The 21,094-nt window shown below is 47.1% G+C and carries 18 protein-coding genes; 8 read left to right on the plus strand and 10 right to left on the minus strand.

Features of this window, described 5'->3' with window-relative positions:
• The first annotated feature begins 31 nt into the window (after positions 1-31).
• The 4 genes from L0660_RS09385 (at position 32) to L0660_RS09400 (ending at position 4,532) form a co-directional block, all read left to right on the plus strand.
• Entirely contained in the window at positions 32-1,423 is a 1,392-nt protein-coding gene (locus L0660_RS09385; protein ID WP_235159268.1) for a M17 family metallopeptidase, read from the plus strand.
• Positions 1,424-1,531: 108 nt separating this feature from the next.
• On the plus strand, positions 1,532-2,746 hold the full coding sequence (locus L0660_RS09390; protein WP_235159269.1) for an acetyl-CoA carboxylase biotin carboxylase subunit family protein: 1,215 nt from the start codon (positions 1,532-1,534) through the stop codon (positions 2,744-2,746).
• A gap of 117 nt (positions 2,747-2,863) precedes the next feature.
• Entirely contained in the window at positions 2,864-3,409 is a 546-nt protein-coding gene (locus L0660_RS09395; RefSeq protein ID WP_235159270.1) for a hypothetical protein, read from the plus strand.
• A gap of 88 nt (positions 3,410-3,497) precedes the next feature.
• A complete protein-coding gene (locus tag L0660_RS09400) occupies positions 3,498-4,532 on the plus strand; it encodes a YhcG family protein (protein WP_235159271.1) in 1,035 nt (344 codons plus the stop codon).
• Here L0660_RS09400 and L0660_RS09405 read toward each other — a convergent pair.
• From L0660_RS09405 to kduD, 7 genes are read right to left on the minus strand one after another with little or no spacing between them, the layout of a single operon-like run.
• On the minus strand, positions 4,519-4,950 hold the full coding sequence (locus L0660_RS09405) for a nuclear transport factor 2 family protein (protein ID WP_235159272.1): 432 nt from the start codon (positions 4,948-4,950) through the stop codon (positions 4,519-4,521). The genes L0660_RS09400 and L0660_RS09405 overlap by 14 nt on opposite strands.
• 44 nt (positions 4,951-4,994) lie before the next feature.
• Positions 4,995-6,275, minus strand: coding sequence for an MFS transporter (locus L0660_RS09410; protein ID WP_235159273.1), 1,281 nt, complete (start codon positions 6,273-6,275; stop codon positions 4,995-4,997).
• A gap of 49 nt (positions 6,276-6,324) precedes the next feature.
• On the minus strand, positions 6,325-7,848 hold the full coding sequence (locus tag L0660_RS09415; RefSeq protein WP_235159274.1) for a tagaturonate reductase: 1,524 nt from the start codon (positions 7,846-7,848) through the stop codon (positions 6,325-6,327).
• Between the two features lie 12 nt (positions 7,849-7,860).
• Positions 7,861-9,801 (minus strand): glycoside hydrolase family 88 protein, encoded by a 1,941-nt coding sequence (locus tag L0660_RS09420; protein WP_374759224.1) that lies wholly within the window; start codon positions 9,799-9,801, stop codon positions 7,861-7,863.
• Between the two features lie 23 nt (positions 9,802-9,824).
• Positions 9,825-10,172: a cupin domain-containing protein gene (locus tag L0660_RS09425; RefSeq protein ID WP_035360201.1), complete on the minus strand. Its 348-nt coding sequence runs from the start codon at positions 10,170-10,172 to the stop codon at positions 9,825-9,827.
• Positions 10,172-11,002 (minus strand): 5-dehydro-4-deoxy-D-glucuronate isomerase, encoded by an 831-nt coding sequence (gene kduI / locus L0660_RS09430; protein WP_235159275.1) that lies wholly within the window; start codon positions 11,000-11,002, stop codon positions 10,172-10,174. The genes L0660_RS09425 and kduI overlap by 1 nt, the downstream gene beginning before the upstream one ends.
• Positions 11,003-11,041: 39 nt before the next feature.
• Positions 11,042-11,812 carry a 2-dehydro-3-deoxy-D-gluconate 5-dehydrogenase KduD gene (kduD, locus tag L0660_RS09435; RefSeq protein WP_255712260.1) on the minus strand — a complete coding sequence of 257 codons (771 nt, stop codon included), beginning with the start codon at positions 11,810-11,812 and terminating at the stop codon, positions 11,042-11,044.
• Positions 11,813-12,087: 275 nt separating this feature from the next.
• On the opposite strand from kduD, the gene L0660_RS09440 reads away from it, so the two are divergent.
• The 3 genes from L0660_RS09440 to L0660_RS09450 are packed head-to-tail and all read left to right on the plus strand — an operon-like array spanning position 12,088 to position 14,820.
• Positions 12,088-13,125, plus strand: coding sequence for a LacI family DNA-binding transcriptional regulator (locus tag L0660_RS09440; protein ID WP_235159276.1), 1,038 nt, complete (start codon positions 12,088-12,090; stop codon positions 13,123-13,125).
• 18 nt (positions 13,126-13,143) lie between these two features.
• Positions 13,144-13,620 (plus strand): NUDIX hydrolase, encoded by a 477-nt coding sequence (locus L0660_RS09445; protein ID WP_235159277.1) that lies wholly within the window; start codon positions 13,144-13,146, stop codon positions 13,618-13,620.
• Positions 13,621-13,659: 39 nt separating this feature from the next.
• Positions 13,660-14,820, plus strand: a complete 1,161-nt coding sequence (locus tag L0660_RS09450; protein ID WP_235159278.1) for a methionine aminotransferase — start codon at positions 13,660-13,662, stop codon at positions 14,818-14,820.
• Positions 14,821-14,844: 24 nt separating this feature from the next.
• On the opposite strand, the gene L0660_RS09455 is transcribed toward L0660_RS09450, so the two are convergent.
• Positions 14,845-16,080 carry an ABC transporter permease gene (locus tag L0660_RS09455; protein WP_235159279.1) on the minus strand — a complete coding sequence of 412 codons (1,236 nt, stop codon included), beginning with the start codon at positions 16,078-16,080 and terminating at the stop codon, positions 14,845-14,847.
• Positions 16,081-16,187: 107 nt separating this feature from the next.
• Between L0660_RS09455 and nadE the strand changes: the two genes are divergently transcribed.
• Positions 16,188-18,248 (plus strand): NAD(+) synthase, encoded by a 2,061-nt coding sequence (nadE, locus tag L0660_RS09460; protein ID WP_235159280.1) that lies wholly within the window; start codon positions 16,188-16,190, stop codon positions 18,246-18,248.
• Here the strand turns inward: nadE and L0660_RS09465 are convergent, their stop codons facing one another.
• Both L0660_RS09465 and L0660_RS09470 read right to left on the minus strand, forming a co-directional pair.
• The gene (locus L0660_RS09465) at positions 18,249-20,072 is read right to left on the minus strand and encodes an STN and carboxypeptidase regulatory-like domain-containing protein (protein WP_235159281.1); all 1,824 of its coding nucleotides are present in this window, start codon (positions 20,070-20,072) and stop codon (positions 18,249-18,251) included.
• Entirely contained in the window at positions 20,059-21,093 is a 1,035-nt protein-coding gene (locus L0660_RS09470) for a FecR family protein (RefSeq protein ID WP_235159282.1), read from the minus strand. The genes L0660_RS09465 and L0660_RS09470 overlap by 14 nt, the downstream gene beginning before the upstream one ends.
• Position 21,094 lies beyond the last annotated feature (1 nt).

A 21,094-nucleotide genomic window follows, 5' to 3' on the forward strand; every position in this document is an offset into this window, starting at 1 on the left:
TGAAAATGTTTTAACTGATTTTTAACATATAATGCAGATTAAACAAATATCAGAGGCATCGGAAGATCTGTTGCTGATTCGTCCGTTTGAACAAGGTTTTGAACCCGAAAATCAAAATATGTTCAAGGCTGAAAAAGGTGAAATGTGGTGGTATTCTTCGCGTGAGCTCTGGATCGGGTTGGGCAAATCGCCACAGCTTCCGGCTATCATTAAAATTTTCAGGTCGCTGTTTTTCAAACGTAAAGACCGCTGGCCTGAGAAGATTGTTCTGGATTGCAAAGTCCGCACGCCGGAATGGATCGAAAATGCGGTGAACGGAATCATAATAGGCGGTTACGATCTGCAACTTTATAAAACAGAACCCAAACCATTAAGTGCCTTTTTCAATACCGGAACATTATCTGTATTGACCGAAAACCATTCGCCGGAGATCGACAAAGCATTGATTGTCGCTCAAAAAACAGCGCTGGTTCAGATGCGGATCATGGACCTGATGAATGCGCCCTCTAACTATAAAACCCCCGCAACATTAGCCCAGTGGGCAACCGAATCAGGAGAGAAAAACGGTTATAAAGTGACTGTGCTGGACAAATCCAGGCTTGAAGAGCTGGGTATGCACGCATTGCTGGCCGTTGGGAAAGGCAGTGAGGCTCCGCCTTTAATGATCGTTTCCGAATATGAGCCCGAACATTATACCAAAACCATTGCATTGGTCGGTAAGGGCGTAACATTTGATACGGGTGGGATTTCTATCAAGACTTCTGCCAATATGCATTTGATGAAGAGCGATATGGGTGGTGCGGCGGCTGTTTTGGGGGCCGTGGAACTGGCTGCGCAATTGAAGATGCCGGTTAGGATCATTGGCGTAATTCCATCCACCGAAAACAGCGTCGACGGACTTTCGATGAAACCCGGGGACGTAATCGGTTCCTATTCAGGCAAAACCATCGAGGTGATTGATACGGATGCAGAAGGCAGATTGATTCTTGCCGATGGGCTTAGTTATGCAGTCAGGACTTTCAAACCAGACGTTGTCATTGATCTGGCGACATTAACAGGCAGTGTGATCCAGACATTGGGTTACGAAGCTGCGGGGCTTTTTACGCCTAACAATGAGCTCGCAGAAGCATTGACCCAAGCAGGTGACAACACAGGCGAAAGAATGTGGAGGCTGCCCGTTTGGGATTCGTATAAAGAAGAAATTGCTTCGGACATCGCCGATGTGAAGAATTATCATGGAAAACCATTGGCAGGAGCCATCGTAGCGGCCAAATTCCTGGAAGCATTCACGGATGAACACCCCGCCTGGGCGCATCTGGACATTGCCGGAACGGCATTTGGAGATACAGAATTTGCTCCCGGCAGGGCAGGCACAGCCTACGGCGTGCGGTTGTTGCGTGCTTATTTGGCAGCGATAATTTAAAATGCCTTTCCCTTGCCTAACTGGTTCTTTTTGCTAGATTTGAAGAAGCAAGTTTTGGTTTAAACATTCAGAATTTTTATAAGCTATTACTCACGAAAGCTTAATTTTATGACCCGAGCGCTTACTTTTCTTTGCATATCGACGTACTTCAAGGGCAACGATTTTCTGAAAGCTTTAAAGGATTCCGGTAACAAGGTTTTCCTGATTACGGCCAAGAAGTTGGAGCAAAAGCCATGGGTCAGGGACTCAGTTGACGAGTTTTTTTATGTGGAGGAAGGGGAAGACGGCAAATATAACATGAACGAGATCATTAACGGTCTTGCTTACGTCATGCGCTCCCGGCCAATCGACCGCGTAGTGGCGCTGGATGATTTTGATGTTGAAAAAGCAGCACATATCCGTGAATATTTCAGGATTCCGGGCATGGGGCAAACCACTGGTCGCTATTTCCGGGATAAGCTGGCGATGCGCACCAAAGCGGCCGAGTCGGGTATTCTTGTTCCGGGTTTTTCTGCGCTTTTCAATGATGACGCTATTAATGAATTTATTGAAAAATATCCGGGTCCGTGGATGATCAAACCTCGGTCTGAGGCTTCTGCTACGGGGATTAAAAAGATGGAAGATGCCGTAGAGCTTTGGGAAACCATTCACCAGCTCGGCGATAAGAGGCATGCTTACCTTGTGGAGCAGTACAAGCCCGGGGACGTATATCACGTGGATTCCATTTCTTACAACGGCCGGGTTATCTTTTCCTGGAACAGCAAATATCTGGCGCCACCTTTCGACGTAGCGCACGGCGGCGGCATTTTCAGGTCGGTAACTGTTCCTTTTGATTCTTCGGAGGAGCATGCACTGGAAACATTGGCCGTGGATCTTTTGAAAGCCTTTGGATTAAAGCACAGCGCTTCGCATACGGAGGTGATCCGGTGCCATGATGATGGGAAATATTATTTCCTGGAAACGTCTTCACGCGTAGGGGGGGCGAATCTTTCTGAAATGGTTGAGGCGTCTTCTGGTATCAATCTTTGGAAAGAGTGGGCAAAAATGGAGACGGCCGAGGCAAAAGGCGACAACTACAAGTTGCCGCCAGTAAGAAAAGATTATTCGGGCATCATTATCTCCCTGGCGAGACAGGAATGGCCGGATTTGTCTTTTTTCAATGATCCTGAAATCGTATGGCGCATGAACGAACCTTACCATGTAGGGTTGGTTGTCAGAGCCAAAACCCGTGATAAGGTCATTGAGTTATTGGATAAATACGCAGACATTATCCAGCAAGATTACCATGCATCGCTGCCTGTTCCGGAGCGGCCTTCGCATTAGGTAAGCCACTAAGTTATATCATTAAAGCACTCAGATTGTATTAATTACGCGTACAGTCGGAGTGCTTTTTTTGTGTTGATTTTGCATTCACGATCCTTAACCTAACTATTTTGAACAATGTACAATTTTACGAAATCACTTTGCTGCGTCTTCATGTTGGTGCTGGTATTTGCCGGCTGTAAGGATGACAAAGAAATTGAGCCAAAAAATGCTCTGATGCACGATGGAAGGGAGTTTGAAATATCAAAAGGACTACTGGTTCATTTAGGTGAATATCCCGAAGGCGGAAGCGGCCAGGTGCTATTCCTATCTTCCGAAGGTGTAAAAATTCAGGAATCAGGCGGCCATATTGATTCTATTTACGGGGTTGGTCACGCGATTTATTTCAGGCTGGTTAGTGCTTCGGCAAATGCCTTGGATGAAGGAGAATACACATTTGACAACGACTTCACAATAGAAGTACGAACCTTCTTTGAACCTTACGTAGTGTTTAACAGCAATTTCGCCGCCGAAGACGGCGAGTACTACGAGCTCTACGAAGGCAAGTTAACCGTAAAAAAAGACGGCCCCAACTACATCCTGGACGTAGATTGCATAGAAAGAAACGGCAAGCACGTCACCGCCCATTACAAAGGCCCGCTGACGTTTTATGATGAAAAATGAGGGGTGAAAAATATTTTTGGAAATAATGTGACCGAAGTTGTGACGCGACGTCTAAATGCATAAAAGTTATCTCTAACCAAATGCATTTATGAACGAGGAAATAAAAACAAACGAGCTGGTTTCATCTGTAAAAGAGCTTATCAAGGAAAGCAGAAGCCGGGTGGCCGTAGCGGTGAATGCAGAAATCACGATGCTTTATTACCAGATCGGCAAAAAGATCAATGATGATGTGCTCAAAAATGACCGCGCGGAGTATGGGAAGCAGGTTGTCAGCACACTAAGTGCAACATTAACAATGGAATACGGCGATGGCTGGGGTGAGAAGCATCTACGTCATTGTATGCATTTTGCCAACATATTTCCTGATAGTTCAATTGTCTCCGCACTGCGTAGACAATTGAGCTGGACCCATTTTCGATCAATCATATACATTGATGATCAGCTTAAAAGGGACTTCTATCTGGAAATTTGTCGCCTGGAAAAATGGTCATCCCGACAATTGCGTGAACGCATTAAATCCATGCTCTACGAGCGAACTGCCATCAGCAAAAAACCCGAAGAAACCATCAGCAATGATCTAAACCTGCTTCGGGATCAGCAAAAGCTAAACCCGGACCTTGTTTTCCGGGATCCTTATTTCCTTGATTTTCTAGGTTTGAAAGATGCTTATTCCGAAAAGGATCTGGAAACTTCCATCATTGTGGAGCTGCAAAAGTTTATCATTGAGCTGGGCAGTGACTTTGCTTTTATGGCTAGGCAAAAACGCATTACCATTGATAACAGCGATTATTTTATTGATTTGCTTTTCTACCACAGAAGACTGCGCTGTCTGGTGGCGATTGATTTGAAGATGGGTGCTTTCGAAGCGGGTTTCAAGGGGCAGATGGAATTGTATCTGCGGTTTCTTGAAAAATATGAAAAGGCCGATGGTGAGAATGCACCGATCGGCCTGATACTGTGTAGCGGGAAAAATAAGGAGCATGTTGAGCTCATGCAATTGGGAGAGTCCAACATTCGGGTGGCCGACTATCTAACTGCGCTTCCTTCGCAGGAAATTTTGCAGGAAAAGCTGCACAAGGCTGTTGAGATCGCACGTCAGAAAATCAGAACTATACCAACTTAAAGGCCTGGCGGCCAATCAGAATCCATTGCCCTTTCACTTTTTGCCAAACCATGAATACGCCTAATCTTACGGGGGCAGGATCTTTTCCTTTGTTGTGTGTGTCGCCGATGAGTTTGTGGCGCACCATTGCGACGTCGCCGGAAACGGTGATGGTCTGTTCGGACAGGTCAATTTTTGTAAATTTAGACTCTTCGCTAACCAACGCGCGGATGAATGCTGCCTGATCTTCCATGAGGCCATTGGAATGTCCGTAGGTTAGTTTGGGAGAGGTTAATTTCATGAGATCGGCCTCTTTTGCACCGATAATCGCAACGCGGATTTTTTCCACTGCGTCAGCAACTGCCTTTTCGTCCGCACTTTGTGCGAATGATGCAATGTTGAAAAGTAGAAATGCGATGAGTAAGAATGTCTTTTTCATTTCAGAAGTTGAATGTGGATTAATGATGTTGGTTGTATGATTTGCTAAATATCCACTCTTTCCATCTTAGGCGCAAACAAATGCATGATACCCCAGGCGAGCAGATATGCGAATCCGCAAATGACAAAAATGATGTTATAACCGCCGCCAATGTTGCCGGCAGCTTTATAATTATCGAGAATGATCCCTACCAAAAGCGGAAAAAGAATACCTCCTACTGATCCCGCCATCCCGCCGATACCCACCACAGAGCTTACCGCCTTCTTGGGAAACATATCCGAAGCCGTCGTGAAAATGTTCGCGCTCCAAGCCTGGTGCGCCGCCGCCGCTAAGCTGATCAGAATCACAGCCTGCCAAATGTTAGTCGTGTATTGGGCCAGCATAATAGGCGTGACGAGGAAAGCGAAAATGAGCATGGAAGTTTTACGAGCTTTGAAAATCGGCCAGCCTTTTTTGATGAAATGACCCGAAAGATAACCGCCGCCGATGCTCCCGATGGTCGTTGCCGTGTAAACGATCACGAGCTCTGGGCTGGGTTTGGAAAGGTTGAGTTTGAATGCTTCGGCGAAATAGGAGGGCAGCCAGTAAAGGAAAAACCACCAGATCGGGTCAGTGAGCATTTTGCCGAATACAAAGGCCCAGGTTTGTCTCACTTTGAAAAGATCGAGCCATTTTACAGGCGCTTCTTTGCTCGTATCGGGCTCATTATCGCTATGGATATAGTCAAATTCGGCTTGATTAATGCGCTGCTGCTTTGCAGGCACTTCATAATAACGAAACCAGAAAAACAGCCATACAAAACCAATGGCACCTGTGATTAAGAACGCTTCCTGCCAACCATAGGAACCCAAAATCCAGGGAACCATGATGGGAGCGACGACGGCTCCAATATTTGCTCCCGAGTTGAAAATACCCGTTGCCAGCGCGCGTTCGCGTTTTGGAAACCATTCTGCGGTTGCCTTAATGGCCACCGGAAAATTACCGGCTTCGCCCAGACCTAGCAATGCGCGCATTAATCCGAAACTGAATGTGCCCGTAGCGACCGCATGAAGCATGGCGGCAATGCTCCAAACCACAACTGAAATGGTGTAACCCAGTTTCGTTCCGATTTTATCAATAATGGCACCAAATCCGATCAGCGAAATGGCGTAAGCAGTCTGGAAAGCCATTACAATATGGCTGAAATCCTGCTCAGACCAGCCGAAATCTGCCTCTAATGTGGGTTTCAACAAGCCCAGAACCTGCCGGTCCAGATAGTTGATCGTAGTTGCGCAAAAAAGCAGGGCCACGATCCGCCAGCGGTATTTGGTCATTTGAGTTTCCATGTAGGGGTTTTGCAGATTTAATTAAGAGGTTAAAATGGGCTAATGCCGATCAGGCGTATTCGGTTTTTTCAAGGAATAATTTCAATGTGTCCACCGCGCCAAGCTGTTTCAGGGATTCAAGATAGAAGACGATATTTTGGCGGATCACCTCTGATTTGGAAAGATCTTTTTGCCAGATCGACTGATCTTTCAAAATGGCCTTCACCATGTCATCCAGCGAAGGTATTTGCCATTTTTGATGGAAATATGCGGCTTTTTGGTCTTGGATCGGATAATAGGTGCCATTAGCGAGGCCGTAAAAATGATCGCCATCCTTTCGCACCGCCTTCATGTAGAAGATGTAAACCGCAAAACCAAAGACAATGTGATCCGGAAATGTCTCATGCATTTTTTCATATTTAAAAAAAACAGGCATGACCCGCGACAGCATTTTGGCAGAATAATTTTGACTGATATTAAGCCACTTATGTCTCAAATGCGGATTATGAAAGCGTTCCACCACACTGCGGCCAAATTGCAATGCTCTTTCCTCAGCAACCGGATAGGGAATCGCAGGCGCGATTTCGGTTTCCATCAGATTGGTAATGTATGTTTCAAAAAGCGGGTTGCTCATGGCTTCGTCCACGGTTTTGAAACCGCACAAATGTGCCAGGCCGCAACCCAAAGTATGCGCGCCATTGAGCAGCCTTAGTTTCAGTTCACGATGCAATTCAATGTCCGGCTCCACGATCATGCCCTCGTCCACTTCCTTGAAAGGTAACTTTTTACCAATCGCCGCGTCTCCTTCGATCGCCCATAAATGATAATGTTCGGCCATGATCAGCAGGTCGTCCTGGTAACCCAGTTCTTCGGCGAGTTCTTTGCAAATATTTTCGTCTGGCCGGCCAGGGACAATCCTGTCTACCAGTGAATTGCAAAAGGAATTGTGGTTTTCAAGCCAGTCTATAAATGCACCTTCAAGACCGTTCCTGTGCGCGAGTTCGAGCACGATGGATTCAAGTTTTTTGCCGTTATCGGTGATCAGTTCCGTGGGGATGATGACAACGCCGTATTCCGGATTTCCGCCAAAAGCCACGTAACGGGCATACAAAAAAGCAAGCAGTTTCCCTGGAAAAGAAACAGGCGGCCATTGGTAAATATCGTCCTGCACAAGCTGAATGCCGATTTCCGTCGTGTTGGAAATCACAATGCTGATCGCCGGATTTTTGGCCAGGTCCAGCACGAGCGACCATTGCGTTTTGGCCGACAAAACCCTGCTTATGGCTGAGGAAATAATGTTTTCTTCTTCAATGATGCCATTCCGACTGCCACGAAGGCAAATTGTATAAAGATTATCCTGTCTCTCAAATGCTTTCAGATCCCCTTCATCGGTGGACTTTACGACCACAATGCGGCCGTTGAAAACGCCCTGCCTGTTGGCCTTGTCTATAAAATAATCGGCTAGTCCTCTCAGAAATGCGCCTGTGCCGAATTGAAGCACTTTTTCGGGCAGCTGAAAAATGGAATCGTCCGGGACGACGAGTCCGGGCTGATTGCGTAACTGACCTAGATTTTCGCGAAAAAGGCGGCTCATAGCATTGCGGTTTTACTTTTTAACGACCTGTTTTAACAACCAACCGGCCAGATCTTTCCCTGCTTCAAAATTCTCAAAACTCGTATCAATCCGCCGCCCGTCCACATATTCATTGTAAAGCCAGGGATCGCCCACTGCGAAAACGGTGCCTTTCCCATATTTGGCAATGCCCAGAATCACATCACCCTGATCCGTTAAAGCAGATTGCGCCGGAGCGGTAAGCAGGAGGGGAGAAAGTTCTTTAATGTAAATCTTGCTGGCGGTTTTAAAAATGGCTTTGTTATCCGCCGGAATCATCAGTTTTCCCTGCTCAAACTGCGTTCCCTGGACCATATTGCGGTTTTTGGTGCTGAATTGTATGCCGAATGTTTTGGCAAGCTCATTGAAATGCGTGATCTCACAATTGGCAGTGTCATTCGCCATCATCACCAGCACCCCGCCATTTTTCACCCATTTTTCAATCGCTTGAATGTCGTTTGGCTGGATAAAGTTGGGATTGGCCGATTCTTTTTTCGTGTCGGGATCGACGATAATGTATACGTCAATATTTTTCAGGTTTTCGGCCGTCGGTGCGCCGGTTACGGCTACTGTTTTTGCTCCTAGTTCCCTGTAAATGTTGCCCCAAAGCCAGAAACCGGAATGCAGGCGGTCCTCCCAGGTGTAATGAAACGGAATGCTCGAACCGTCCGGTTCTTTCTTAAATTCATGGTTGAAATGATAATCCAAACCCACCGTTTTGCCTTTTCCAACCGCATTATCTTCGGCAATTTCCATTTCAATGCTCGCAAAAATGAATGGGCCAATGCCTTTCAGGTCATTTTTGCGGATCGGTTCGCTGAGATAATATTCGTAACTGCCGTCGCGGTAAGGTGTACCGCCAAGACCGCCTACGCTTACGGTTTTGTTCAGGCTTAGCAAGCCATCTGCCTTTATTTCAACAAATTCTTTCAGTGCGCCTGCATAACCACGCTTCGCATTTTCAGCGAAAGACGCATCGATATAGCCCATTCTGGAACCTTTGGCCAATGCATATATGAACATGCAGGAAGCAGATGCTTCGAAATAATTTCCTTTCCTATTGCCCTGATCAATAACCTGATACCAAAGCCCGGATTGCTTGTCCTGATATTTGGCCAGCACCGGCGCCAACCTTTTGAGATATTGGATTAGTTCAATTCGTTTCGGATGGTCTTTGGGAAAATAATCCAGCACATCTACCAGCGCAATGGCATACCAGCCAATGGCCCGTGCCCAGAAATTCGGCGAACGTCCGGTCTTTTTATCTGCCCATTTTTGCTCACGGCTCTCATCATACGCATGATAAATCAGGCCTGTCTTTTCGTCCACCGCATATTTTTCGATCAAGGCAAACTGGTTGGCAATGTCGTCGAAATGTTCGGGATGATTGAATAGCAGGCTGTATTCTGCGGCGAAGGGTTCACCCATGAAAAGGCCATCGAGCCACATTTGATTGGGATAGCGTTTTTTGTGCCAGTAACCGCCTTCGTTATTGCGCGGCTGCTCTGCTAACTGCTTCCACAGCAGATCAGCCGCTTTTTTATATTTCTCTTTGTCGGGTTGTGTTTGTTGATAAAGTGTTAGCAACGCCCTTCCTGGCGGAATGTTATCAATGTTAAAGTCGTCAAATTTGTAGGTCCGGATGCTGCCATCGGGCTTCACATATTGATCAATGTCTTTGCGGATGTAATCAAAATATTTGCCTTCGCCCGTTCTGTTCCATATTTTTTCGAAGGCTTTCAGCATTAATCCCTGCTCGTAATCCCATTTCGTCGCTGTATTTTTTCCTACTAAAATAGAATCCTTATGACGCGCCATGAAGGAATCGGCCATGCGCCGCGACATAGGAAGTTCCTGCGCCAAAGCCTGCCATGCAATGTTTGGAACAAAGTAAAATAATGCAATTACAGAAATGCTGCGTAGCAGTTTTTTCATCAGGAATGAAGGAACATTGTCAATTAGCTTTTGATAAAATCAGCACGCATAGGATTGAAAATATCCACAAGCATGCCCGCTTCGAGGCACAATGCGCCATGAACAACGTCCGGCGGAATGTAATAGGCGTCGCCGCCGCTTAGTATGCCGGTTTTGGGGCCAATGGTGATTTCAAATTTGCCACTTTCCACATAACTCATTTGCGTATGAAAATGGCTGTGCAACGCGCCAACGCCGCCTTGCTCAAACGCCACTTTGACCATCATCAGATTGTCATCATAAGCCATGATCTTCCGCTTCAAACCGCCGCCCAGCTCTTCCCAGGGAATGTCCGCGTCGTCAATAAATTCCCGTCCTTTTAGCTCGCTCATTATCTCAAATCGGTTATTGCCACGGCGTCCATGTCTGTATAATCCCTGTTTTCGCCGGCCATTCCCCAGATGAAGGAATAGCTGGAAGTGCCGCAGCCGGAGTGGATCGACCAGGGTGGCGAAATAATCGCTTGCCGGTCGGAAAGCCATAAGTGCCGCGTTTCGGTTGGCTCGCCCATCAGATGCAGGATGCGCTGATTTGCAGGCACATCGAAATAGCAATAGGCTTCCATACGGCGGTCGTGCACGTGCGCAGGCATGGTGTTCCAGACGCTTCCGGTTTGCAGTACGGTAAGCCCCATTACCAGCTGTGCGCTCTGTATGCCGGCTGCGTGAATGTATTTGTAAATGGTCCGGTGATTGGAAGTTTCCATACTGCCCATGGTCGTGGGCGCGGCGTCTTCCTTCGTGAAAAGTGTAGCCGGAAATGTCTGGTGTGCAGGGGAGGATAGCAAGTAAAATACAGCCGGATCGGCCTGGTTCTCACTCGAAAAAATAACTTCCTTGGTTCCCTTTCCCAGATAAACACAACCTAGCTTACTTATTTCAAATGTGGCTCCATCCGCCTTCACCTGGCCTTTTCCACCAATGTTAATGATGCCTATCTCGCGTCTTTCCAGGAAATATTCGGCTTTCAGCGGGCCGTATGTTTCCAGTGTCAGCGGCCCGGTAGCCGGAATGGCGCCGCCGATCATGACGCGGTCGTAATGCGTGTAAACGAAGTTGATCTGGTCGTTTACAAATATATTTTCAATCAAAAAATTCTCGCGTAAAGCGGCCGTGTCCATTTGCGAAACTTCTTTCCGGCTGCTTTCAAATCTGATCTGCATGTGCTTGCTATTAAGTGGGTTAATCTAAAAAATGGAAATTTACCGGCCCATCCAGCCGCCATCCACGGTGAGAATGGTGCCATTGACATAACTCGAAGCATCCGACGCCAGGAACAACGCGGGGCCTTTAAAATCTTCAGGCATGCCCCATCTCCCGGCCGGAATGCGGTCGAGAATGGACTTGCTGCGCACGGGATCATTACGCAGCGCTTCCGTATTGTCTGTGTTGATATAACCCGGTGCTATGGCATTCACATTCACGCCTTTACCAGCCCATTCATTGGCCAGCGCTTTCACCAGACCACCGATCGCACTTTTTGAAGCCGTATAACCTGGCACATTGATGCCGCCCTGGAAAGTGAGCAACGAGGCCGTAAAAATGATTTTCCCGGAACCACGCGCCACCATATCGCGGCCAAATTCCCTTGACAAAATATAAGGCGCATCGAGGTTAATGTTTAGCACCTGGTCCCAATATTCATCCGAATGTTCAGCAGCGGGCTGGCGCAGAATAATGCCGGCGTTATTAATCAGAATATCAATGTGTTGGTGTTCAGCTTTTACTTTTTTGATGAATGCGTAAATGCTTTCGCGATTGCCCAGATCGGCCTGGGAGGGATAAAATTTTCGTCCTGCCTGGGTGACGGCATTTTGTAAATCGCTGGCAGATTGAATGTCTGATGAGGCGACGCCGATGATGTCTGCCCCGGCTTCTGCGAGCGCCTCCGCCATGGCTTTTCCTATTCCCCGGTTGCAACCGGTTACCAAGGCGGTTTTGCCCGTCAGGTCAAATAAATTTATTATACTCATTAAGGAATGGCAAATTGTGTTTTTCGGGGTAACCCCTAAATTTCGCGTCGATCATAGGAGACCTTACGCTCCGGCAGTTTAGGGCGAATAGTTAGAATTATCAAATATTGAATTGTCTTTTTTTGTGCAATCGTTATCGGGAACGTTATCAGCTCGTGTGAGGCGGCAAACATCTCGGGATCGGTTTCGATATTCATTTCTATTTTAGTACATTGACTTACCGTTGGATAAAGTATATATTATCAAACATTAAGTTGGAATAAACCAATTTTTCTTTGGAGACTATCACAATTAAGGACATTGCCAAAGCGCTGGGACTTTCGACTTCGACGGTTTCCCGTGCCTTGCGCAATAGCTATGAAATAAACCCGGAAACCAAGAAATTGGTCATGGAATATGCTGAGCGCATGAATTACCGGCCCAATCCCATTGCGCTGAGTCTGCGGGATAGCAAAAGCAAATCCATAGGGGTCATCATTCCGGAAATCGCCAATCATTTTTTCTCGCAACTCATCAATGGTATTGAATCCATAGCTTATAATCTGGGTTATCACGTGGTTATTTTTCAAAGCCACGAGTCCTACGAGCGCGAAGTTGCCAATACGAATTACCTTGTTTCCCGGAAGGTGGACGGCCTTCTGATATCCCTTTCCAGCCTGACAACCAACTTGTTCCATTTTCAGGACCTGATGGAAAGAGGCTTGCCCATCGTTTTTCTGGACCGCGTGCCGAATGCCATCGAAACGCATAAAGTGGTTGTAGACAATTTTGCAGGAAGTTACGAAGCGACGGAACATCTGATCAAAACCGGCCGGAAGCGCATCGCACATTTGACGAGTCCCATTTATTTGTCCATCACAACCGAGCGATTGGCGGGCTATAAGCAGGCTTTGGAGGATTACGGGCTTCCTTTTGATGAATCTTATGTCAAATATTGCTATCACGGCGGCAAAGTAGCTGAGGAAAATGAGGCCGCTGTGCAGGAAATGCTCGAAATGCCCGAGCCGCCCGACGCCATTTTCACAGCCAGCGATCGCCTGACGACGGGTTGTATGTCTGTTTTTCAAAAACACAACATTAAGGTCCCCGAGCAGATCGCCATTGTCGGGTTTACAAACATTAGTGTCGCCGAGCTGCTTAATCCACCTTTGACTGCCGTTGTGCAGCCAGCCATGGAGATGGGCCAGCAGGCGGTGGAGCTGCTGATCAGGCTTATAGAGCATCCGCAAAAAACAGATGTTTTTGAGACCCGATCCCTGAAAACCTCGCTCATTATCCGCGAGTCTACGGCAGGAAAATCAGCTATTCAGTAATTTAAATGTTGATATCAAATGATCAGTCTGGCTATCGACGGCGCATTGTTCAATTACCGTGTCGCGGGCGTTGCGCTCTTGGATGAAAAAGTGCTTCTGCATAAAACGCCGTCAGACAAGTTTTGGAGCTTGCCCGGCGGCCGCGCTTCACTTTTCGAGTTTTCTAAGGACACACTGGTTCGAGAAATGCAGGAGGAAACGGGAATGAATGTGGAAGTGGGCGAAATGCTTTGGGTTTCGGAAAATTTCTTCGTTTACAATGGCATCAAGCATCACGAGCTGGGTTTTTATTACAAAATGGAAATTCCGTCGTTAGCGGATCAAAACGATTTTATTGGCGTGGAAGGCGATGGTGAGCTGTTATTCAAATGGCATCCGGTTGCGGAACTTTCCACTATCAAGATTTATCCGGAGTTTCTGACCACAGAATTGGCACAAAATCCGCTTCGTGTAAAACAATTTGCTTCCGGTTTTATAGATTTGGACAAGGCCTGATCATTAAGGCTCATTTTCCAATCGATTTACAGATTTTTTATGTTAGTCAAGGCCGGTCTCCGCTCCAAACTTCCACGCGTTGGAACCACAATTTTTACCAAAATGTCCAGGCTGGCCGAGGAGCATCGGGCGATTAATCTGGCGCAGGGTTTTCCGGAATTTGATTGTGCCCCGGAACTGCAAAAGCTTGTGGGTAAATACATTGCGGAAGGGAAAAACCAATATGCGCCCATGGCTGGGGTGATGCCTTTGCGCGAGGCAATCTCGCAAAAAGTGTTCGCCGCAACCGGCAAAGAATATCATCCCGAAACAGAAATCACCATCACCAGCGGCGCGACCGAAGCATTATATGTAGCCTTATCGACGGTCGTGCACCCGGGCGATGAGGTGATCGTTTTTGAACCAGCTTATGATAGCTACGTTCCGGCAATCGAGCTTAACGGCGGCATTCCGGTTTTTGTAACATTGCATCCCCAATACGAAGGCATTGACTGGCAGGATGTTAAATCGAAAATTAGCCCGAATACAAAGGCCATTGTCATCAACACGCCGCATAACCCAACCGGAAATGTCTGGAAGCCGTCCGATTTGCATCAGCTTGCACACATTGCCGAAAAACATGATCTAATGGTGATCAGCGATGAAGTGTATGAGCACATTATATTCGACGGCCGGGCGCACATTTCCACGGCTTCCATTCCTGCGCTAGCGGAACGGACTTTCCTGTGCGGCTCTTTTGGCAAAACATTTCACACCACGGGCTGGAAAATAGGTTATTGCCTTGCCCCAAAAGCATTGACAACGGAATTCAGAAAAATTCATCAGTTCCTGGTTTTCAGCGTGGTAACGCCCATTCAGTTTGCTATGGCGGAATATCTGGAAAATCCCGAGCATTATCTGAGCCTTTCGGCTTTTTACCAACAAAAAAGAGACCTGTTTAATGATGCTATCCAGGGCATAGGATTCACTTTCCGGCCATCCGAGGGAAGCTTTTTTCAGAATGTTTCATACGAAAATCTGACACAGCAAAATGATCGTGAACTCGCCGAGCGGCTTACTATTGAAGCAGGTGTGGCGTCGATCCCGGTTTCTGTTTTTTACAATGAACTGACGAGTTACAAGACGCTGCGCTTTTGTTTTGCCAAAAATGATGATACGCTTTTGAGGGCAGCGGAACTGCTTGGGAAAGTGATTTGGTAAAAAACAAAACAATCTTCCAGAGCACTATTTCTTAAACAAAAGCGCCTTAATCGGGGTGATCTGGGAGATGATTAATGTTGGGATCAGCAAAATGAGGCCGGAGATGACAATGGTGATGACATTGACCATGAAGAAAATAGGCCAGTCAAAGACAATGGGCACAGTATCCATATAATAATTGACAGGGTCGAGCGCAATGACTTTGAATTGATATTGGATCCAGCAAATAAGCAGCCCTGCAATGTTTCCGATGATGATGCCCTTACGCACCATATGAAGCCCTACGCGGAAAAAAACCATCCGGATCTGTTTATTCGGGCTTCCTAATGTTTTCAAAAGACCGATCAAAGGTGTCCTTTCCATGATCATGACCAGTAAAATCGAGATCATGTTGAAGCAGGCGACGAAAAGGATCAATGTCAGAAAAACAGCCGTATTACGATCCAGCAGCAAAAGCCAGTCGAAAATCTGAGGAAAAATACTGGTGACACGTTGCAGATAAATGGATGGTGGAAGCGTCCTTCTGAGCACCGCCGCGACTTCGTCCAGTTTGTCAAAATCCTTTAAATACACCTCATAAGTCCCGACGGAATCTTTCCCCCAGCCGTTGAGCCGCTGCACGAGACTAATGTCGCCCAGGATCAGGTTATTGTCAAATTCCTCCATTTGCGTGTCATAAATGCCCACGACGATCAGCTTTCGCGGGCGTGGAGGATTTTGCATGGAATACATGATCACATTATCACCCGATTTCAGCCGCAGCTGCGTAGCGATTTTATGGCTGATCAGGATTTCCGAAGAATAGCCGTATTTAATCGATGTCGAGTCTTTATTGGTAATTAGTTTTCCCGCAATCAGGTTTTGTTTGAATGTTTTCCAGTCATAATCCTGGCCAACCCCTTTGAGTATCACCCCTTTGATCTCGTCGGTCGTTTTAAGGATGCCGGATTTATGTGCAACGCCTTGCCAGCGAAGGATTTCGGGGATTTTAGGTAATGCTTCGGTAATGGGGTTTTTGACAAAAAGCGGGGCTTCTTCGTAAGTGTTGCCGACTGCAAACGAGGAAATATTGATATGCGCACCAAACAAAAATATCTTTTGCCGAATGGTTTGCTTAAAACCCAGTAACACGGCAAATGCAATGATCCCGACCGCAATCCCGATGGCAATACTGGCAACGCCGATGCGCGAAACGGTCGCAGAAAAAGAGCCTGCTTCGTTGTGACGGATGCGTTTTGCGATGAATGAGGGGAATTGCAAGAGGAATCTACCGGTTAATTTTTATGTTTGGCAAAAATAGGGAAAAACATTTGCCGGTACGCACAAGCAATTTTATTAAGTTGCCGGCACAAACCAGAATCGTTTTTATGCCATTGATCAAAGTAGCTTCCGGAGTAGTGAATCAGACGCCGATGGCGTGGGAGGGGAACACGAAGAACATTATAAATGCCATTAATGAAGCCAGAAAGCAGCAGGTAAGCCTGCTTTGTCTGCCGGAATTGTGTATTTCGGGCTACGGTTGTGAGGACTATTTTTTCGCCCCCGACCTGGTGGAGCAGGCGAAGGAATGTCTGCTGGAAATCGTACAGGAAACGGCCGGAATGGTCGTGGCGGTGGGCTTGCCAGTGCGGCATAACGGCAGCATTTACAACGCGGCTTGTCTGATCGCCAACAAGCAGATCCAGGGTTTTTACTGCAAGCAATTTTTGGCCAATAACGGCATCCATTACGAAGCACGCTGGTTTCGGCCGTGGCAGCCGGGCATTGTGGAGAGCATTGAGGTGAACCAAATGTTGTATCCGATCGGCGACATTGTTTTTGATCTTGTTATGGGCCCGATTCTGGGTGGCTCGAACAGCGTAAAAGTGGCTTTCGAGATCTGTGAGGACGGCTGGGTTTCCAACCGCCCCGCACGCAGGCATTACGAAAGGGGCGTGGACATCATCCTGAACCCAAGCGCAAGCCACTTTGCATTCAACAAATTCATGACGCGTGAAAAGCTAGTTGTGGATGCTTCGAGGGCATTTTCTTGCAGTTATATTTATACCAATTTGCTTGGTAATGAGGCGGGTAGGGCCATTTATGATGGAGATGCGATGATCGCTTCCAATGGTGATCTGCTGGCATCGAGCCCGCGGTTCAGCTATGAGGATTTCCTGATCACAACGGCGGTCATTGACACAGAATATACGCGACTGAGCCAGGTTCAGAGCAAAATTGCGGTTGCTAACAAAGACCGCACATGGCGTGTGGCGGGGCGTTTTGATTTCCCTGAAATTGAGCCGGTGTTGCCACAGGTTCCTGACATTGAACCATTTGAGAAAGGCGGTGCGATCAAGGAAGAAGAGTTTGCACGAGCCGTTTGCCTCGCTTTGTTTGATTATCTGCGGAAAAGCCGTTCCAATGGTTTTACAATCTCGCTTTCCGGCGGAGCGGATTCCTGCGCTTGCACGGCATTGTGCGGACTCATGATCCGGTTGGCCGACGAAAGCATTGGTATGGAGCGGTTTAAGGAGAAATTAGGCTATATTAAAGAAATTCAATCAGCCAAAACAGAGGAAGATCTGGCTTTGGCTTTGATTCATAACATATACCAGGGAACCGAGAACAGCTCTACGGATACGCTTGAATCGGCGCAGTCGCTGGCGGAATCCATTGGTTCTACTTTTTATAATATTCATATCAATGGCCTTGTCGAAACGTACAAAGGCTTGATTGAAGATCAGATTGGCAGGAAGTTAACCTGGGAGCAGGATGACATCGCGTTGCAGAACATTCAGGCGCGCGTGCGTGCTCCGAGCGTATGGCTGCTGACCAATCTGACAAATCATTTGCTCTTATCCACATCCAACCGCTCCGAAGCGGCGGTGGGTTATGCTACTATGGATGGCGATACGGCAGGCAGCATTAGTCCGCTGGCCGGGATCGACAAACATTATTTGCGCCAATGGCTGCGCTGGCTGGAAACGGCTGGTTGTGAGGTGAAAGGCAAGCACATTAAGATCGAAGGGTTGAAAAAAGTGAACAGCTTACAGCCGACCGCCGAGCTGAGGCCGCTTGCTCAAACGCAAACAGATGAGGTCGACCTGATGCCTTATGAATTCTTGAATGCGTTGGAAAATCTGGCTATCAGGGACAAAAAGTCGCCTTTGGAAGCCTATCGTAATTTGCAGGTGCGCTATAAAGGGATTTATTCAACAGAGCAGCTGCTGGCCTGGACCGAGCGCTTCTTCAAGCTTTGGAGCCGGAACCAGTGGAAACGTGAGCGTTATGCGCCGTCATTCCATTTGGATGATCTGAATCTGGACCCAAGGAGCTGGTGCCGCTTTCCGATCTTATCTGGTGGTTTTGAAAAAGAACTGGCGGAACTGCGCGAGTTTGTCGGCGGCGCGGCCATTCAGAACGGCAGAAAGCGGATTGGTTTTTAATTAATTACAAAACCGGATCCCTGCTTGCACGCCGACCCATCCATAGGTTTTGCGGGAGTCGTCTGGTCTCCCGCCGAGCCAGATTGGGCTGAGGCTTCTTGATTTTTCTGTGTCCATTATGCCGGAATGCTTGCTGGTAAGCAGGTTAACGGACGGGCCTGCAAATAACGCAAACTTCCTGCCCAGCTTTTTTTCAACGGCAATACTAGCTTTAAAAAGGCCTGTTCCGACGTCTTCCAGTGGTTCGTCTTTGAATAGGACCAGGTTTGCGGTCAGGTCTGCGTTGATGCCCCAGCCTTTGCCCAGGTTTTGGGCTGTTCCGAATCCGTAGCCTAATGTTAAGAGCGGCTTGTCGTTAGCAAATCCGTTGGTTCCCAGGCTGAAAATATTGTAAAACGAACTGACGCCGGTTTTAAAGGCAGTGTTGAAATAGTTGAATTCATCCGTTGAGAATTCGTAGCGCCGGTAACCATTGGTGCGGACATAGCTGAAAATCCCGAAAGGCGTCGTGGCAGATGAATCCGCATAATTTACAAAGCCGATCTGGTGGCCGCTGCGGACTGTATGCGCATAATTGTAACCTGCGGAAAGCTGGTATCCTTCCAATGATCCAACGACCACATTACCCACGCCGGCAACCTGAAAACCTCTTAGATTTCGGCCGATGTAATTAATGAAATTTGTTCCCTGAAAACCATGGATGCTTCCTAGTGTAATGTTCAAAAAGTTAGCATATTGGAAGCCGCTCACATCCTTGCCGACAATGTTGCTCACGCCAGCCAATTGAAATCCATTTACATTGCCCCGAACGACATTCAGCAAACTTCCGACTTCCAACTTGTTCACGCCTAGCGAATAACCGGCGATCAGGTTGATAGAATAATCGTTGATAATGTTTCCGCTCAGCTCATGATTTGTTCCTAAAAACGGTAAGATCGACGCCTGAAAAGGCCGATATAATGTATCCTGAATGTTGCGAGTATGAATGGCCTGCTTGGCAGAGGCGAATGCACTTACAAAACTGCTCTGAACTTTGCGGTAAGTGGTTTTAAGCTTCTCGGATTCCCTGGCAAGATTGAATTCTGGCCGGCTGGCGGCAACTTGTTCTGTAACCGTGTCTGGCTCGAAATTGGATTCTGAAACGATCTCAAACTGCGGGATTGCCACCTTATGATGCAGCGAATCCATCATTGAAACTGCACGTGCCGCCTTTCCTGAGAGCGGCTTTAATGTGTCTGGATTAAGCTTGATTTGTAAATATTTATCCTCCCTGCTCGCAATTGAAATGGTTTTGCCAATGTAATCCTCTTTCCTGACTTCCAGCCGAACGGCCGATAATGAAACCGGGAGGCGGATCTTGTAATAACCATATTGATTACTGACGGCGGAAGCTAATGTTGCGGACTCATAAATACTCGCATTAGCCAGCTTTCTGCCCGTTTTATTGTCGATAATGTAGCCGTTCAGATTGAAGTTTTCGGGCTTTTCGTCTTTTGGGGCTTCGACTTTTTGAAGAATAATGTATCTCCGACGTTCTCTGAATGAGACTTTATTTTTGAAAATAGCCGTCAGGATTTCCCTGACACTCAGGTTATTGGCCTGTATAGTAACCCTTCCCTTAACGTCTATCATATCCGGGCTGTACGAAAAGCTGAAACCGCCGAGGTCGCCGATTTTTTGCAACGTTTCGTCCAGCGGACGGTTGATAACATTTAGCGAGATCTTTTTTTCAAGTAACTCCTGAGCTGTAGCGGCACCTGCCAGCAGCAAAAGCCAGGCTAATGCAATGCTTGCTTTATGTTTTAAAAAACTATTGGCAGCCATTTCCGTCAAGCCAGTAAGTTTTTCCCTCTTTTCTCAGATCCAGATCCAATGTTTCCGCAATAACCGAAAGCGTTGCATCCAAAGGTTCTTTTTCAAAACGGATTGTCAGTCTGCATTGCGCGATCTGCTGGTTAGAAAGGCGTACATCCACATGGTAACCGTCACGGATTGAATTGATTACCTCGTTGAGATCAGCCGCATTGAAATCATAAACCTGCGTATGATAACTCATCATATTCCTATTTGCTTCCATACTTCTGATCGTGTCATCAAGCACTTCGGCGCCTTGCCCTTTTATTAGCCGGATTTTTCTGGAAGCCTTGCTAACTTCCACTTTCCCAGTCGAAACATCCACGCGGACAGTGGCTTCTTTGTAAGCTTTCACATTAAATGATGTTCCCAAAACACGGATTTCCGTTCCGTTTGCATTGATTACGAAAGGATGCGCGGCATCGGGCTTTACATCAAAAAATGCTTCTCCCTGCAAGGAAACGGTCCGCAAATCGCCATCGAAATCGGCGGGATAAGTCAGGGAAGAATTATAGTTTAAGAAAACCTTGGTTCCATCGGGCAACACGCTGTCACTGGTGTTGTTGGTGGTGGCAATGCGCTGCGTTTCAGCGGATTTAGTGTATTGGAAATGAAACCATCCAAATGCCAGCAATGCCAAAGCGATCATTGCAGCAGCCCACATGGTTACCGGGAATTTTCGTTTGGAATGTGTAGGAATAAATTCAATTTCACGAGCTTCCGGTTTTGGAATTTCAGGAGAAACAGCTGGCGCAGGCTTGGTCATTTTCGCCTTCATCTTGTTCCAGGCTGCATCCGTATTGACCGGGAAGCTGGTTTTCGCAGCGTGAGCGGAATGGTCCCAGATGAGCCTGTAAGTGGCCAGTTCGCGTTCGTTATCAGGCGATTGCGCCAGCCAGGCATTTACTTGTTCTATTTCTTGTTCGGATGCGGTTTCAGCCAGGTAACGTGCTAACAGCTCCTCCGAAATGTTGTCATGAGATAAGTTCATG

The organism is Dyadobacter sp. CY351, from assembly GCF_021502625.1.
In the GTDB taxonomy this organism is placed as follows: domain Bacteria; phylum Bacteroidota; class Bacteroidia; order Cytophagales; family Spirosomataceae; genus Dyadobacter; species Dyadobacter chenhuakuii.